The organism is Gammaproteobacteria bacterium, assembly GCA_009845905.1.
In the GTDB taxonomy this organism is placed as follows: domain Bacteria; phylum Pseudomonadota; class Gammaproteobacteria; order Steroidobacterales; family Foliamicaceae; genus Foliamicus.
Genome location: VXYS01000009.1, coordinates 672922 through 689225, shown reverse-complemented (window position 1 = coordinate 689225; position 16304 = coordinate 672922). Strand labels below are relative to the sequence as shown.

Here is a 16304-nt window from a genome sequence, read left to right as displayed (position 1 = left end):
CGGGTTTGAGGGCGTCTCGCCCTCAGCGAAGGCGGGACGCCGCGAGGGTCATGCCCTCGCTTGCAGGTCATTCAAGGCTGAAGGCGCTTGGCGCGCCAGGCGCCGGCCCGAAACGCGCCGTCGCCGGCCGGATCAAGAACGCGCGACCAGGAGATGCGGTCGTGCAGGCGCGCGGCGCCTTGCATCCACAGTTCCACCTTGCGCGCCCACAGCCGGTAGCCGCCCCAGTGCGGCGGGCGGCTCACGGCGCCTGTCGGGGCGCTGTTGCTCCAGTCGCGGCCGTCACCTCCGAACCGCGACGCGGCCTCGTTCATCCGCGCCACGAGGTCATCCCGCGAGGAGACCGGCTTGCTCTGATCGCTGGCCCACGCGGCGAGCTGGCTCTTCCAGCCGCGGGTCGCGAAATACTCGTCGCTTTCGGAGGCCGGCGACATGACTACCGGACCGCGAACGCGGGCCTGCAAGCCGAGCCGGTCCCAGTGAAAAAGGGCTGACGCCTCGGGACAGGCCGCAAGCTGGCCGCCCTTGGCGGACAGGTAGTTGGTGTAGAACACAAGGTATCCATTCCCGTCATCGTAGTGCTTGAGCAGCACGACGCGCGCATCGGCGCGCCCGCGCGAATCGGTGGTCGAAAGCACGAGCGAGTGCGGGTTGGGACGGTCGGTCAACCCGGCCGCGGCGTCCAGCCACTCCCGGAGGATGGGCAGGGGATCGGCCGGCGGCGCCCCGCCAAGGTCAGGCACCGGCACTGGCGTCACCGTTCCGCAGTGCGGCGGCATGATGGCGGATGTGGTCCCCGATGAACGTGCCGACGAAGAAATACCCGTGATCGTAGCCGCCGCGCAGATGGAAACTCACGCGCTGGCCGGACTCGCGGCAGGCCGCGAGGAACCGTTCGACCATCAGTTCCTCCTCGCGAAACGGGTCGGCGCTGCCGAGATCGATGCGGATCTCCAGGTCCAGCGGCGCCTTGCGCACCAGTACGCTGGCGTCGTATTCCCGCCAGGCGGAAGCTTCGTCTCCCAGGTAGGCGGAGAATGCCGCGCGCCCCCAGGGCGAAGACGAGGGATTGGAGATCGGCGCCAGGGCCGAGACCGACCGGTAGCGGCCCGGGTTGCGCAGGGCGATCACCAGTGCGCCGTGGCCGCCCATCGAATGTCCGCAGATCCCGCGCCGGTCGGCGTCGATCGGGAAGGAGGATTCGACGAACTGCGGAAGCTCGCGGCTGACGTAGTCGTACATCCGGTAGTGCGCCGACCAGGGCGCTTGGGTCGCATCCACGTAGAAGCCCGCGCCGGAGCCCAGGAAGTCCTCGTCGTCCTCACCGGGAGTACCCGTGTTTCGAGGGCTGGTGTCGGGCACGACCAGCGCCAGCCCGGCTTCGGCGGCGAACCGCTGGGCGCCGGCCTTCACCGTGAAGTTCTCCTCGGTGCAGGTCAGGCCGGACAGGAAATAAAGCGCCGGCGCCTTGCCGCCTTCGGCCGCACCCGGCGGCAGAAACAGGGCGAAACGCATCGGGCAGCCGCAGGCGTCCGACGGATGTTCGACCGTAAGCTGCCGGCCTTCGTGGCACCGGCTTTCCGCCACGATTCTCACGGGAGGGCGTTCAGAAATAGACCACCGAACGGATACTTTCGCCCTCGTGCATGAGGTGGAAGGCGTCGTTGATCTCGTCCAGTTGCATCGTGTGCGTGATCATCCGGTCCACTTCGATTTCCCCGGCCATGTACTGGTCGACTATGCCCGGGAGATCGCTGCGGCCGCGCACTCCGCCGAATGCCGTGCCCCGCCACACGCGTCCGGTCACGAGCTGGAAAGGCCGGGTGGCGATTTCCTGGCCGGCGCCGGCCACGCCGATGATCGTGCTCTCGCCCCAGCCCTTGTGGCAGCACTCGAGCGCAGCCCGCATCAGTTCCACGTTGCCCACGCATTCGAACGAATAGTCCACGCCGCCGTCGGTCAGGTCCACGATCACATCCTGTATCGGCGCGCCGTGGTCCTTCGGATTCACGAAGTCGGTGGCGCCCAAATGGCCGGCCATCTCGAACTTGGACGGATTGATGTCGATGCCGATTATGCGCCCGGCCTGGGCCATGACCGCCCCCTGGATGACGCTCAGGCCGATGGCGCCCAGGCCGAAAACCGCCACCGTAGATCCGGCGCGCACCTTGGCCGTATTGAGTACGGCGCCGATGCCTGTCGTGATGCCGCAACCCAGCAGGCAGATCTTGTCCAGCGGCGCGGCCGGGTTGATCTTCGCCAGGGAGATTTCCGGCAGGACCGTGTACTCCGAAAACGTCGAGGTGCCCATGTAGTGCAACACGGTCTTGCCCCCCGAGGAAAACCGGCTGCTGCCGTCCGGCATCAGCCCCTGGCCCTGGGTAACGCGAATGGCCTGGCAGAGATTGGTCAGGCCGGACTCGCAGAATTCGCATTTCCGGCATTCCGCCGTGTACAACGGTATGACGTGATCGCCGGGCTTGACGCTGGTAACGCCGGGGCCGACTTCCTCCACGACCCCGCCGCCCTCGTGGCCGAGTATGGCGGGAAAAGCGCCCTCCGGATCGTCGCCGGACAAGGTGTAGGCGTCGGTGTGGCAGACGCCGGTCGCTACGATGCGCACCAGCGCCTCGCCTTCGCGCGGGCCTTCAACGTCCACGGCTTCGATCTGCAGCGGCTCTCCCGCGGCCCAGGCTACGGCTGCGCGTGCTTTCATTGCCCTATCCCCTTTAACCTTGTAATTGCGAGAATTGTAAGGCGAGCCAAGGCTGGCGCGCCGTGATTCTTTCCGGAGCCTTCCGGGAGACGCATGAATCCATCCATGGAGCTTGGTTCCGCCATCCCTGGCTCACACACTCCCGGAAGGCTCCGGAAAGAATCACGGCGAACGCCGCAAGTTGTCCCATGCAGGACAGCGTGTGGCCTCAAGGGGGGTCAGGCCACGCGGTCGGGCGGCTCCTCGCCGGCAAAGAATCGGTCCAGGTTCTCCTTTACCCGCAATCCCATCGCCTCGCGGGTCTCCCGCGTCGCGCTGCCCAGGTGCGGAAGCAGCACGACCCGGCCGATTTCCTTCAGTTCCGCCGGCACCTCCGGCTCGCGGGCATACACGTCCAGCCCGGCGGCCGCCAGCCGTCCCGAGCGCAGCGCCTCCGCCAGCGCACGCTCGTCAACCAATGCGCCCCGGGCGGTGTTGATGAGTATCGCCCCCGGGCGCATTCGCCTGAATTGCGGTTCGCCGATCATTCCTTCCGTCTTCGGCGTCACGGGGCAGTGCAGCGAGACAAAGTCGCTGGTCTCAAGCAGATCGTCCAGATCGGCACAGACTTCAACGCCCAGTCCGCGCGCTTCTTCGCCCGCGGGCGGCCGCGGGTCAAGGACGCGAACGCGCATCCCGAAACCGGCTCCCGCGCGCCTGGCCACGGCTCTCCCGATCCGGCCGAAGCCCACAAGACCCAGCGACTTGCCGCTGACCCGCACACCCGGAATATGCGTCGGCCGCCAACCGGCCCAGTCGCCGGCCCGCAGCATGCGGTCGCCACTCACGACGCCGCGCGCCGCGGCCAGTATCAGCGCCATGGCCAGGTCCGCCGTGCAATCGGTGAGGACGTCCGGCGTATTCGTGACCACAATGCCCGAACGGCGCGCGGCATTAAGGTCGATGTGTTCGAATCCGACGCCGAAGTTGGCCAGAATCCGCGTGCGTGGCGACGGCACTCGCAACACTTCGGCATCCAGGCGGTCCGTCACCGTGGGACAGAAACCGTCGGCGCGCCGCAGCGCCTGGCGCATGGCCGCCGCGCTCATCGGGTGGTCCTGGTCGTTTGACCAGACCTCGTAGTCGTCCTCGATGAGTGACTGGATGCGCTTCGGCCAGCGCCGGCTGAGGACGATCCTGGCCCTGGATTTCACCCCGGTCTACTCGCGCGCGGCCAGGTAGCGGCGACCGCTTTCCATCAGCTTGACAAACGCCGACTCATCGCCATCACCGACGATGCGGGAGAGTTTCCCGACCGTGGACATCAACTCGCCCAGGACTTCCGCGCCATGCGGATTCAGCTGCTGAATCTCGAAGTACAGGTGCGGATTGTCGGCGGCCACCGCGCGGGCGACGTCGAGCTGGGCATCGAAGGTGGTGCTGGACATGCGGGCCAGCACCGGCGCCTGCTCGCCGCTTTCCTCCAGCGCGTGGATGAATGCCAGGTTGATCGCATGGGAGACGCCCAGCACCCAGGCGATCAGCCGGTCGTGCTGGTCCAGCGGCACCGGCAGGATTTCGGCCATCGTGCCGTCGAACACCGCCGCGGCGGCCCGGGCCGCCTGCGGCGCGCCGACGTCCATAAGCAATATGTGGCAGCCGGACAGCAGGTCGGTATCGGGTCCGAACATCGGATGGATCGACGCTACCTGCATTCCGTCGGCGGCCATGCGGGTCAATTCGTCCTTCACCGGGGCCTTGATCGAAGCAATATCGAAGATGAGTCCGGCATGCCGCGTCCGGTGCATGTCCCTGAGAATGCCGGCGCTGATCGCTACCGGCGCGGCGACCACGGTAAGTTCGAATTCGCCCGAGGCGTCGATCCAGTTCTCCACGTGGGGAAGTTTCCTTGGCGGGCTGTGCGGATCGGCAACGGTCACGGCGTAGCCCTGGGATCCCAGGAACTCGCAGAACCAGCGGCCCATCTGACCGCCGCCGCCCACGACCAGCGCCCGATGGCCCTCGCCCTGACCGCGCGCCTGCAGCCGGACCCTTTCCTGGCGCGATAACGACGCATTGATCAGCAAACGCACGATGTTCTCGGCCAGATCACCCGGCAGGCCGGCCTTTTCCGCCTGATCGCGGGCCCGGCCAACCACGCGCACCTCCTGGGCGAAATCGCGCGAGGGTACGCCGGCATCGTGCTTGACCTTGCCGACCTGTGCGGAAATGTCCTGGCGCCGGGCCAGCAGGGCGATGATCTCGCGGTCGATGGCGCCCAGTTGCTTTCTTAGGTCTTCGAGGTTCGGCATGGGGCAAGCGGTTCGCGGCGAACGGGGAATTGTACGGGCACAAGCCCGCCCGGACTTTCGCAGTTTCCGGGCCGGTTTATTCGCTTGCGGGCGTTGCGTCCAGCTTCAGCGCTGCGGCGACCGAACCGAACGGGACAAGCTTGAAGTTCTGTTTCTCTTCCGGTTGGCGGTTGAACCCGTCCTGCACGACCAGCACGCCCTGCTCGAATCCCGGCCCCAGGTTGACGGCGGTGACCGCCAGGCCGTCGGTTTCCTCGGCGCCATCGATTCCGGAGGCCGGATCGTCGGCCACGCGCACGGAGCCGAGATAGCGGTCGCCGTCATTGAGATCGTAGAAGGCAAACGTGTAGTCGCCCTGGCTGGAAGCGACCAGAATCGCTCCGCCATCGGCGGTTCGATAGATGTCCAGCCCCTCCACGTCCGCCGCCAGGCGATCCGAATCCACCGAATCAAGAAGCGTTTTCTCGCCGGATCCCCCGGCGCCCGCCGGCATCTTCCAGATGCCATGCTCCTCCTCGCCGATGTAGGCGATACCGGTGCTGTCGTCGACGACGCAGCCCTCGGGCTTGGTGGGAAGCGAGAACCGGTCGATGCGTTCCGGCCTCAGTTCGCCCCCTTCGTTCAGACGCCAGATCTCGTATTCTCCGTCGCTGCCATTCACGTAGGCGTAGGCGACGCCGGCGGCATCCAGGTGCATGCAGATACCGTACGGGTCCCCGATCTCAAGCGCCTGCGCCAGTGCCAGCTCCACCTGCCCGTCCGTGGAAACGGTGAATATGTCCATCGCGCGTTCGGTACGGTTGGTTGCGACCGCCAGAGTCGCCGGACCGCCGGCCATCGCCACGCCCTGGCGCAAATCCACGTTGTTCATGCGCCCGCGCGGCAGGAATTGCACTTCCCGTCCGGAAAGGTCGTAAACCGACAGCCCGCGACGCTTGTCGGTCCCCAGAACCAGGCTCAGCGAAGCGTCGGCCGGATGTATCCAGATTGCCGGATCGTCGGCGGCGTCGCCCCCGCCGCGCACCGGTTCCGTCTCAACAACGGCATAAACGGCGGGAAGATCGGTGCGTGCCGCTACCGCCGGATCGTCCGAGCATCCGCCCGTCACGCCGCCGGTCAAAAACGCGACCAGTCCCGCCGCCATCAGGAAGCGGCGCCTGCTCACTGCCGGCCGCATCAGAAGCTGCGGTAGGAGATTCCGAACACGTACGAGCGTCCGATTTCGTCGTACTGGCCGTTGTAGCGCGAACGGCCGTAGTAGCGATAGTTGGGCTCCTCGCCCAGGTTCATGGCGTTGAAGTAAAGCTGAAGCTGTTCGTTCACGTCGTACTTGACGGTAAGGTCGATCTGGTGATGGCCGTCTTCGTACAGGTCGTTGCTCTGGTCCTCCAGGTTGATTTCGGTAATGCGATTGCCGATGAACGCCGAGGACAGCCTGACGCTCCAGCCGTACTTCTCGTAACCGACGACGAAATTGGTGACCAGGTCGGCCTGCAACGGCAGTTTCGACTCGTCAGCGCGGTCGGCGTTGGGGCCCAGGCCAAGGTCGGCGTCGCTGTCGGTAAACGTGGCGTTGGCCATCAGGATCAGGCCGCTCAGCGCGCCAGGCAACTCGGTGAACTGGCGGGTCCATCCCAACTCCAGCCCGTACAGGCTGGCCGACTGGCCGTTGAGCGGCTTGAACACCTCGAGGTCGGTCACGGCGATGTTCCCCGCGTATTCCGACGGGTCCGCGACGGAACTCACGTCGGCACTGAACACGAAGTCGTCTATGCGCTTGTAGAACGCGCCGGCGCTGAAGACGCCCATGTTGCCCGGGTAGTACTCCAGTGCAAGGTCCATGTTGCGCGCCTTGTAGGGCTTGAGTTCCGGATTGCCGGCCTCCACGGCCATCTCGATCGCGTTGTCATCCTGCTCGATTTCGATGGCGGAGGGGGTGGGGTTGAGGTCGCCGAACGAAGGCCGCGCCATGGAATGGGTGTAGGCCCCGCGCAGCACCAGGTTCTTCGAAAGCCTGTAGCGCATATTGATGCTGGGAAGGATGCTGCTGTAATCGCTCTCGTAGCGGGACTCGGAGATCTGCACGTCATCCTGGCCGTCCACGTCCACTTCGCGAACGTAAGCGCCCCTGGCCGTGAAGTCGGTGCCCTCGTAGCGGACACCGTACACGAGGCGCAGATTGTTTAGGTCGATCCTCTGCATCAGGTAGAGCGCGGACACGTTCTCCTCGATGTCGTAGTCGGCCGCCGAACCGACCCGCGACCCGTCCACGTCCATGATGAACGGACAGGCGTCTTCGTCGTAGCTCTCCAGCAGGCAGGCCGACGATCCGCCGATGTTGCCCCACACGAAGCTGCTCTGCAGCCCGGGAGCCACGTAAGGCCCATAAGCCCCCAGCTTGTAGTCGGCCGAACCGGACACGAATTGATCGAGCGTGGGCACGGAATCGAATGCATCGTCGAATTTCTCGAAGATTCGCAAACCGGCATCCCGGTTTTTGTCACGCGCCCGGTACTTGGCGCCGAAGCGGATATAGCCGGGATAACCGCCGAAAGTCATGTCGCGGGTGATATCGAACTTCAAGGCGGTTTCCTCGTCGTTCGTGAAATTGTCCTCGATGGCGATTTCGTCCAGCTCGAAGTTCTCCGCCACGGCGCCATCGGCGCTGAAGGACAGCGTAGGCACACGCCCGAGGTTGTCATACCGCGTGTACTCCACACCGTTCATCTCGAACTGGGAATCGACGCGACCGGGCTCCTCCTCGCTGGCCTCCGAGTAGCCGGCGCTGTATTCCACCGTCCAGTCGCCGATCAGGTTCTCGCCGCCGACAAGCACCGAGAGAATTTCCTGCTCTTCGTAGCGGTCCTTCAACTCGCGCTGCAAACGCGTGTCCGTGGCGGTAAGGCTGTCGCTGTCGTACACCTGGTCACCCTTGTCGAGCTTGAACTCGATCCGGTTTCGCAACTCCAGGTCGGAGAAGTCGCTGTACAGCGTGCGCAGGTAGTAGTTCGAAGTCTCGCTGGCGCGAAAGTCCAGGTTCATCGCAACACCGTTGCGCTCGCGGGTGATCTCGTAATTGCGCTTCTCCAGTTCCTCGTGGTAGCGCACGCCGCCGTCTTCCTCCCAGCCGCCGTCGGCTTCCAGGTTGTCGGTGCCGAACTCCCGCTCGTTGGTGGAGATGCTCATCGCCAGGCCCAGTTCGCCGCCGGCGAAATCGAATGCGTTGGTGAAGGTCCCGGAGAACTTGTGGCCGCGGCTGCCCTGCAGGTCGTTGTAGAAGGACTGGCCTTTCAGCTGGTAGCTCATGCCCTCGCGGTCGAAGGCGCTCAGGCTCTTGATGTTGATCGTGCCGCCGATCGCGTCGCCGTCCTGGTCCGGAGTCAGCGTCTTGGTTACCTCGAGGCTCTCCACCAGGTCGGAGGGGATGACGTCCAGCGCCACGTTGCGCCGGTCGCTTTCGGGCGCCGGCACGTTCAGGCCGTTGATGCTGGCCACGTTGAGTTGCGGGTCGATGCCCCGCACCCCCACGAAGCGGCCCTCGCCCTGGTCGCGTTCGATGAACACGCCGTTGATCCTCTGCAGGGCCTCGCTGACGTTTTCGTCGGGGAACTGGCCGATCGAATCGCTGGTCACGACGGAGATGAGATTGTCCGCGGAGCGCATGCGGTTGATCGCGCCGTAGGCGCCGGCCGCCTGCCCGACAACGATGATGTTCTCCATCAGGCCAACCTGGGAGCCGATCCTGACGTTGGCCTCTTCGGTGGCGTCATCCCGCACGGTCACCGCGACCGACACCGGCTCCGCGCCCACGTAGCTGACTTCGAGCCGGTAGTCGCCTGCCGGCAAGCTCTGAAAACGGAAGCGGCCCGCGGAGTCGGTAACGCGCTCTACGTTCAATTCCGGCAGCGAAACGATCGCGCCCTCGAAGTACACCTCGCCGGACTGATCGCTGACGCGACCCTCGACCGCACCGTCGGCCAAGAGGCTTGAAACGGGCAAGAGGAAGAGCAACCCTGCAAAAATTACAGGGCGGAAAAAGGTTGAGCATCGAGACATGGCGCAATCTCCCCGATTGGCGCTAAGGGAATGGGACTTGGACACCGGGCAGTTTGGGGTTCATCGAAGTCAGCAACGTGACAGATTTGTGACGTTACGGTTACAGGAGCCTGTTCACCGGCTTTGGGAGCCATGCGCCCTGTATCCCCTTCCGGGGAGCGTCGGCGGCAGGACAGCCGCCGCCGAGCCCCAGGGATGGGTTCATGCGTCTCCCCGGAAGGGGATACAGGGCGCATGGCTTGGTGGGCAGGTTCACTTTGCGGTACATTGGCCCGCCTGCGGAGAAGACTCGCCATGAACCCATTACGCCCGCTCGCGCCATTGGCCGTCCTGCTCGCGCTCAGCGCGGTCTGGGCGCAGGACTCCGCCGTGGCCGGCGAACCTCCGGCGCTTACCGTAATCCTGGTGGTGGACCAACTGACCGCGGACCGGACCCGCGAATGGGCGCACAAGGACTCTTCGTCCGGATTCCGGCGCCTCTGGCGAGGGGGCGTGGTTTACGAGAACGCCGCCTACGACCATGCGACCAGCGCCACCGCTCCGGGCCATGCGACGATCGCCACGGGAGTCCACCCGTCGAAGCACGGCGTGATTTCCAATTTCTGGTACGAACGCGAGGTGGGGCGGCCCTTCCCCAGCGTCTGGGACAGGGAATACGGCGTGTCCCCTTCGCGCCTGGTCGCAACCACCCTGGCCGACACTCTTCATTCCGGCTACCAGGAACGCGCGAAGATCTTTTCGGTGTCCATCAAGGACCGTGGCGCCGTTTTCACCGCCGGACGGCAGGGCAAGGCATTCTGGTACTCCACCCGCAGCGGCGGCTTCGTTACCAACAGCTTCTACTACCCGGAAGGGGCTCGACCGGCTTGGCTATCCGCATACAACGAGACCGCCTACCGGCAGGTTCCGGAGGCCTGGGAATTGCTGATGCCCGGCGAAGCCTACGCGCATGAGGACGACCGGCGCCACGAGAGGCCGCCGCAAGGCTGGACCCGGGTCTTCCCCCACGAATACGCCCCGCCGGGTACGCCGCAGTACTACGACCAGTTGCGCTACGCGCCGGACGGCGACCGGATCACGATGGGTCTTGCGCAGGTCATCATCGAGAACGAGTCGCTGGGCCAGGACGACATTCCCGACCTGCTCTCCGTCAGCCTTTCCGCCACCGATCGCATCGGGCACGCTTTCGGACCCGACAGCCGCGAGGCCGAGGACAATCTCCACCGGCTTGATCGGCTGCTGTCGCAATTTCTGGACTATCTCGACAACCGCGTCGGTCCGGGGCGCTTTCTCCTGGCGCTCAGTTCAGATCATGGGATTAGGCCGATTCCCGAGTACGTGCCGGGCGCCGATCCCGGGGCGACGCGAGTTTTCTCGCGGCGACTGACCACGGCCCTGAACCGCCGGTTGAGTTCCGGCCTCAACGCGACCGGCGCGCAGGATTTCAGAGTGGTCGGGGCCCTGAATCGCCAGTTGAGTTCCGAGCTCAACGTGGACGAAGACCTGGTGACGGGCATCGTGATGCCGTGGGCTTACTTCAACCTTTCGGCAATAGAGCGCCTGGAGCTCGACCTCGATTCGATCCGCCGCGTGGCCGGTGAATGGCTTGAGGCCCGCCCCGAGATCGCCCGGACAGTGCCGGTTTCGCAGCTGGACGACTGCGGCGGCGACCGGACTTGCGAACTGATCCGCAACGTCTGGTTCGACGGGCGCAGTGGGGAGATGTACGTGGTGGAAGCGCAGACCAGTTTCGTCAGTGCGGATCCGCCCGTGTACGCGGCCAGCCATGGATCGCCGTATCTGCCGGACCTGCGCGTGCCGGTCCTGTTCTACGGCGCGGACCTGAAACCGGCGATCGTCGACCGGCCGGTCACCCCGCGCCACATCGCCCCGACGCTGGCCCAAGCGCTGGGTCTGCCGCCAATGGAAGACTGGGAGAAGCCGCTGGCCGAGGTAACGGGCGGGCCGGAGGGACCGCGATGACGGAATCGGCCGAGACGAAATACAAAAATAGAGCGGGAGAAAATTCAGTGCTTTCGAACCATTGGACACGCCGGCGCCTGCCGGCCGCAGCCGCAGCCCTGCTGACCTGCGCGGCGGGCTGGAGCATGGAGAACGCGAACGAGCAGCCGTTTGAGGACAAGTTCCGGCAACTCGAGGAAATACTTCCGACCCCCAACGCCTACCGCAACGCCGCCGGACAACCCGGCCACGCGTACTGGCAGCAGCAGGTGGACTACTCGATTGCCGTAACGCTGGACGAGGAGGAGCAGCGCATCTCCGCCACCCAGACCGTGACCTATCACAACAACTCGCCCGACACGCTTACCTATCTGTGGCTGCACCTGGACCAGAACCGGTTCCGCGACGATTCGATCGCGGAAATGAGCAGCACGTTCGAGGAACCTACCTCGGCAGGCGCGAGCGAGGGCGATGCGGCGCAGATCAGCCTCGGCAGCCTGCGCCGGCTGCAGTACATGGACGACGAGGATCTGGGGTTCGAAATCGGCGCGGTAACCGACAGTAACGGCCGACCGATGCCGCACGTGATCGTCGGCACCCTGATGCGGGTGGATCTTGCGGCGCCGCTGGCGACCGGCGAACAGACCGAGTTCAACGTCGATTTCGCCTACAACATCGTGCACGGTTCCGCATTCCGGGCACGGGGCGGCTACGAGCACTTCCCCGACGACGCCCGTACCGGCGGGAACCACATCTTCGCCATCGCGCAGTGGTTTCCGCGCCTGGCCGCCTACACCGACTACGAGGGCTGGACCAACAAGGAATTCCTCGGCTCGGGCGAATTCACGCTGGAGTTCGGCGACTATGACGTGGCCATCACGGTACCCTCCGACCACATCGTCTCGGCCACCGGAGAACTGACCAACGGCGGGGAAGTGCTGACGCCCGAACAGCAGGCGCGGCTCAGGCAGGCCGAAACCGCCGAACGGCCGGTTTACATCGTCACGCCCGACGAGGCGCGCGAGAACGAACGCGACGGCGCCTCCGACACCGCCACCTGGCGTTTCTCGGCGAAGAACGTGCGCGATTTTGCCTGGGCCTCATCGCGCAAGTTCATCTGGGACGCGAAGGGCATGCAACAGCCCGGCGCCAAGCAGGAACAGATCATGGCCATGTCCTTCTACCCCAAGGAGGGCGGGACGCTCTGGTCGGACTATTCCACCGAGGTCGTGATCCACGCGCTTGAGGTGTACACGCGGTTCACGTTCGACTACCCCTGGCCCACCGCCCAGTCCGTGAGCGTAGGGTTCCTCGGCGGCATGGAATACCCGATGATTACCTTCAACGGCCCGCGAACCACCTTGCGAGACGACGGATCGCGGACCTACACCCTCGGCGACAAGAGCTTCCTTATCGGCGTGATCATTCACGAAATCGGCCATTTCTTCTTCCCGATGATCGTGAACTCCGACGAGCGCCAGTGGACCTGGATGGACGAAGGCCTGAACAGCTACCTCGACGCCGTGGCCGGGCGCGAGTGGGACCCGGAGATCAGCTGGGCGGTAGAACCGCGCGACATGACCGATTACATGACATCGACCGACCAGGTGCCGATCATGACCCAGGCCGACAGCCTGCTGCAGGTGGGGCCCAATGCCTACGGCAAACCGACGGCCGCGCTCAATATCCTGCGGGAGACGATTCTGGGCCGCGAGCTGTTCGACTTCGCCCTGAAGGAATACGCCCGCCGCTGGAAATTCAAGCGGCCGACGCCGGCCGATTTCTTCCGCACGATGGAAGAAGCCTCGGGCGTGGACCTGGACTGGTTCTGGCGCGGCTGGTTTTACACCACCGACCACGTGGACATCTCGCTCGACCGGGTTTATGAAATGCGCCTGGACACCGAAGATCCGGACGTGGACTACGCCCGGCTTCGCGAGGTCAAGGATTCCGAACCACCGTCCGTATTCGTCGAGAAGAACCGGGCCGAGGGGAGGCGCACCTGGATCGAAAGAAACCCGGACGTGCGCGACTTCTACGATGAGAACGACGAATTCACGGTAACCGAGGTGGAACGCACGCGCTACGAGGAATTCCTGGCGGGGCTCGAGGACTGGGAACGCGCCACCCTGGAAAGGGCGGTGGACGAGGACCTCAACTACTACATCCTCGAGTTTTCCAATATCGGCGGGCTGGTTATGCCCATCCTTCTCGAGGTCACGTACGCGAGCGGCGGCCGGGAGCTGATCAACCTGCCGGCCGAAACCTGGCGGCGCACTCCGCACGGCCTGAAGAAACTGCTTGTGTCGCCGGAGAAGATCAGCAGCATCGTGGTGGACCCGAAGTGGGAAACCGCCGATGCGGACATCGAGAACAACTACTATCCCAGGCGCATGATCCCGTCGCGGATCGAGAGTGTCAGAAGGCCGCCGTCAGGAAACCTGGCCGACCGCGACATCATGCACAACGTAAGGAGCGCGGAGGGGGATTGACGCAACATCAGGGCTTTCGTCCGATGATCAGCGTGTTGGGAATGTCCCGCCAGGCGCAGGCAACGTCAAAGCCGGCCTCCGTCATGGCCTCCAGCTCCTTTTCCAGCGGGAAATACGTATCCTCGCCGGCCCACTCCCTGAAGTGCTCGTAGGCGCGGTCCTTCCCGATACCGCATGAGACCAGATGCGCCGCCCACTTCGCGTAGTGTTCGCTGCGCCGCGGTTCGCCTGACGGCATGGTCACGTCGGCGTTGACCAGCACGCCGCCCGGCGCAAGCGCTTCGAGGATCCGCCTGTAGAGTTGCGTCTTCTCCGTCATGGCGGGCACATGGTGCAACGCCAGCGACGCTGCGACCGTATCGCATTCCGGCAGGGGATCAAGAAACGATTGCCGGCGGTAGCGCGCCCTTTCGCCGAAGCGCTTCAGCCGCACCCGGGCCTGGGCAAGCATTTCCTCGTCCAGGTCGAGCAATTCGACCGTGGCCGTTGCAGTCTGTTCCAGTATGGCTTCGGAAAGGGCGCCGGTCCCGGCGCCCAGGTCCAGCACCCGGCGCGGTTGCGCGCGGGCAACCTCCCGGGCGGCCCGTTTCAGCGCCTGCTCGTAACCGGGAATCCAGGTGCGTATGGTCCGGTCGTAGGCCTCGATTTCCAGGCGGAGGTGCTGCTTTACGGAATGACTCATGCTGGCTTGCTGTCCGGGAGTTACGCATCCTAATGCAAGCAGGGTATCCTTTCGCGGGAAGGGGAGAATTTCGTGGTGCCTGAGCAGGACATCATCGACCACAACGGCTATCGACGGGGCATCGGCATCGTCATATGGGACGGTCGCGACCGGGTTTTGCTGGCGCGCCGCAGCGATCATCGCGGCTGGCAGTTTCCCCAGGGTGGCGTTCGGCAGGGGGAACCGCCGCGCGACGCCATGTACCGCGAACTGAAGGAAGAACTGGGGCTGGAACCGTCTCAGGTAAGGGAAGTGGCGCGCATGGGCCGGTGGGTGAATTACAAGCTGCCGTCGAGGTACCGGCGTTCGCGTGCGCCGCGCTGCATCGGCCAGAAACAGCTCTGGTGGCTGCTGAGGCTCAACTGCACGGACGAGCGCGTTCGTCCCGACCTCGCCGAAGAGCCTGAATTCGACGATTGGAGCTGGGTGGATTACTGGCTTCCGGTCGAGGAAGTCGTGTTCTTCAAGCGCTCCGTTTACCGGCAGGTTCTGGAGGAATTCGGGGAGCGCGTCGGCCTGCGGGCGACGGTGAACATGCGGTAAAGTAAACGGCAGGTTGGATTTCCGGGAACGGTTTTGCTCGGCCGCAACAAAGTCCTGGTATGGCGAGGGCGCTATTCCGTCGCGCTGTCTCTCATCATCGCCCTGGTCTTCGCGGCCGGAGGGTTCGCCGGCTGGTGGCTGCAGCGCAGCCTCAGCAGCGACCATATTGCCGGCATGCAGGCCCGCATAGAAAACCTGGAACTGCGCAACCACGAGCTCAACCAGATGATCGACGAGGAAGCGGCGACGGCCCTTCGATCCCAGGTCAGCGACTTGCAGGGCCAGGTGATGAATCAGCGCATGACCATCTATGGGCTGCAGGAAATCATTACGCCCCAGGAAGCCCGCGCAGGGCTGCGAATTCATTCCGTAAACGTGGAGCCGGACGGGGACGCCCGGGATTTCAGCCTCAGCGTAGGCCTGACGCAGGCGCTGCTGTCGGACAACCAGCGCTGCCGCGGACATCTGGAACTGGCCTTCGCCGGCACCCTGGACGGCTCGGGCCACGAACTCGAACTGCATGAAATCAGTCAGCTCAGTGCGAGTCGGATAGAATTCAATTTTCAAAGCAGCACCGAGCTGCGTGCGAACGTGACCTTGCCCGCGAGATTCGAGCCCAGCAAGATCCGGGTACGCGTAACGCCCAGTCCGGATGAACAGCACAGCTTTGAACGTGAATTTCCATGGGCGCCACTGGCACCAAGGACATGAAGAATCGACTGAACAATGCGGTTACGACTCTGGTCGGAAGTGACGCCACCGTTACCGGCAACCTGATTTTCGACCGGGGCTGTCATGTGGCCGGGACCGTCAAGGGCGACGTGTCCGCGCCGGACAACAAGAAGAGCGAACTGGCCGTCGCGCAAACCGGGCGCATAGAGGGCAACGCCAGGGCCGCGCGCATGCTGATCCAGGGCACGATCGTTGGCGACCTGTACTGCAGCGGAACGATCACCCTCAAATCGACCGCGCGTATCGAGGGTTCGATAGCGTACGAGCAGATCGAAGTAGAAAAAGGCGCCGTCGTAATGGGCCGGTTGCTGGTGGGTTCCGCGGATCCGGCCGGCAGCGTGGCTGCAGCCGGACACGGCCCGGAGTCGTCTTCGGCAAATCGGATGCAACCGTCCCTGACTTGAGAAACCGACATGGAACCGCAGATTTACGACGATCGACACGGCAGCGCTCCGCTGGTCTTTACCGAGGCCGCGGCCCGCAAGGTGGGCCAGTTGCTGCAGGAAGAAGACAACTCGGCGCTGATGCTGCGCGTCTATATCTCCGGTGGAGGCTGCTCGGGCTTTCAGTACGGGTTTACCTTCGACGACCAGCGCGAGGAAGGCGACGCTTCGGTGGAGCAGCTGGGCGTAACCCTCCTGGTGGACCCCACCAGCTTGCAGTACCTGGAAGGCGCCGAGATCGACTTCAAGGACGACTTGAGCGGCGCACGCTTCGTTATCCGCAATCCGAACGCCCAGAGCACATGCGGATGCGGTTCCAGCTTTTCCGCCTGAGCTCCGCTGCGGTGC

Annotated in this window: 14 protein-coding genes; 6 read left to right on the top strand and 8 right to left on the bottom strand. The window is 64.6% G+C overall.

All coding sequences use genetic code 11. From position 1 onward, the window contains the following. Positions 1-71 precede the first annotated feature (71 nt). The 7 genes from pdxH to F4036_10545 all read right to left on the bottom strand — a co-directional run bounded on the left by pdxH (position 72) and on the right by F4036_10545 (position 9063). A complete protein-coding gene (gene pdxH, locus F4036_10575) occupies positions 72-779 on the bottom strand; it encodes a pyridoxamine 5'-phosphate oxidase (GenBank protein MYK38186.1) in 708 nt (235 codons plus the stop codon). Continuing rightward, the gene (gene fghA / locus F4036_10570; protein MYK38185.1) at positions 736-1614 is read right to left on the bottom strand and encodes an S-formylglutathione hydrolase; all 879 of its coding nucleotides are present in this window, start codon (positions 1612-1614) and stop codon (positions 736-738) included. The genes pdxH and fghA overlap by 44 nt, the downstream gene beginning before the upstream one ends. Continuing rightward, entirely contained in the window at positions 1607-2716 is a 1110-nt protein-coding gene (locus F4036_10565) for an S-(hydroxymethyl)glutathione dehydrogenase/class III alcohol dehydrogenase (protein MYK38184.1), read from the bottom strand. The genes fghA and F4036_10565 overlap by 8 nt, the downstream gene beginning before the upstream one ends. A 218-nt stretch (positions 2717-2934) precedes the next feature. Beyond that, on the bottom strand, positions 2935-3909 hold the full coding sequence (locus F4036_10560; protein ID MYK38183.1) for a D-glycerate dehydrogenase: 975 nt from the start codon (positions 3907-3909) through the stop codon (positions 2935-2937). A gap of 6 nt (positions 3910-3915) precedes the next feature. Beyond that, positions 3916-5007 (bottom strand): prephenate dehydrogenase/arogenate dehydrogenase family protein, encoded by a 1092-nt coding sequence (locus tag F4036_10555; GenBank protein MYK38182.1) that lies wholly within the window; start codon positions 5005-5007, stop codon positions 3916-3918. Between the two features lie 76 nt (positions 5008-5083). Beyond that, positions 5084-6184 (bottom strand): phytase, encoded by a 1101-nt coding sequence (locus F4036_10550; protein ID MYK38181.1) that lies wholly within the window; start codon positions 6182-6184, stop codon positions 5084-5086. Beyond that, positions 6184-9063 carry a TonB-dependent receptor gene (locus tag F4036_10545; protein ID MYK38180.1) on the bottom strand — a complete coding sequence of 960 codons (2880 nt, stop codon included), beginning with the start codon at positions 9061-9063 and terminating at the stop codon, positions 6184-6186. The genes F4036_10550 and F4036_10545 overlap by 1 nt, the downstream gene beginning before the upstream one ends. Before the next feature lie 132 nt (positions 9064-9195). Here F4036_10545 and F4036_10540 point away from each other — a divergent pair, with 132 nt between their 5' ends. Both F4036_10540 and F4036_10535 read left to right on the top strand, forming a co-directional pair. Next, a complete protein-coding gene (locus tag F4036_10540) occupies positions 9196-11046 on the top strand; it encodes a hypothetical protein (GenBank protein ID MYK38179.1) in 1851 nt (616 codons plus the stop codon). A gap of 125 nt (positions 11047-11171) precedes the next feature. Further along, a complete protein-coding gene (locus F4036_10535) occupies positions 11172-13517 on the top strand; it encodes a M1 family metallopeptidase (GenBank protein MYK38178.1) in 2346 nt (781 codons plus the stop codon). 7 nt (positions 13518-13524) lie between these two features. Here F4036_10535 and F4036_10530 read toward each other — a convergent pair whose 3' ends face one another. Continuing rightward, entirely contained in the window at positions 13525-14379 is an 855-nt protein-coding gene (locus F4036_10530) for a class I SAM-dependent methyltransferase (protein ID MYK38177.1), read from the bottom strand. On the opposite strand from F4036_10530, the gene F4036_10525 reads away from it, so the two are divergent. The 4 genes from F4036_10525 to erpA are packed head-to-tail and all read left to right on the top strand — an operon-like array spanning position 14290 to position 16289. Continuing rightward, positions 14290-14781, top strand: a complete 492-nt coding sequence (locus F4036_10525) for an RNA pyrophosphohydrolase (protein MYK38176.1) — start codon at positions 14290-14292, stop codon at positions 14779-14781. The genes F4036_10530 and F4036_10525 overlap by 90 nt on opposite strands. 33 nt (positions 14782-14814) lie before the next feature. After that, a complete protein-coding gene (locus F4036_10520; GenBank protein MYK38175.1) occupies positions 14815-15492 on the top strand; it encodes a hypothetical protein in 678 nt (225 codons plus the stop codon). Continuing rightward, positions 15465-15917 (top strand): polymer-forming cytoskeletal protein, encoded by a 453-nt coding sequence (locus F4036_10515; protein MYK38174.1) that lies wholly within the window; start codon positions 15465-15467, stop codon positions 15915-15917. The genes F4036_10520 and F4036_10515 overlap by 28 nt, the downstream gene beginning before the upstream one ends. A gap of 9 nt (positions 15918-15926) precedes the next feature. Beyond that, positions 15927-16289 carry an iron-sulfur cluster insertion protein ErpA gene (erpA, locus tag F4036_10510; protein ID MYK38173.1) on the top strand — a complete coding sequence of 121 codons (363 nt, stop codon included), beginning with the start codon at positions 15927-15929 and terminating at the stop codon, positions 16287-16289. Positions 16290-16304: the final 15 nt, after the last annotated feature.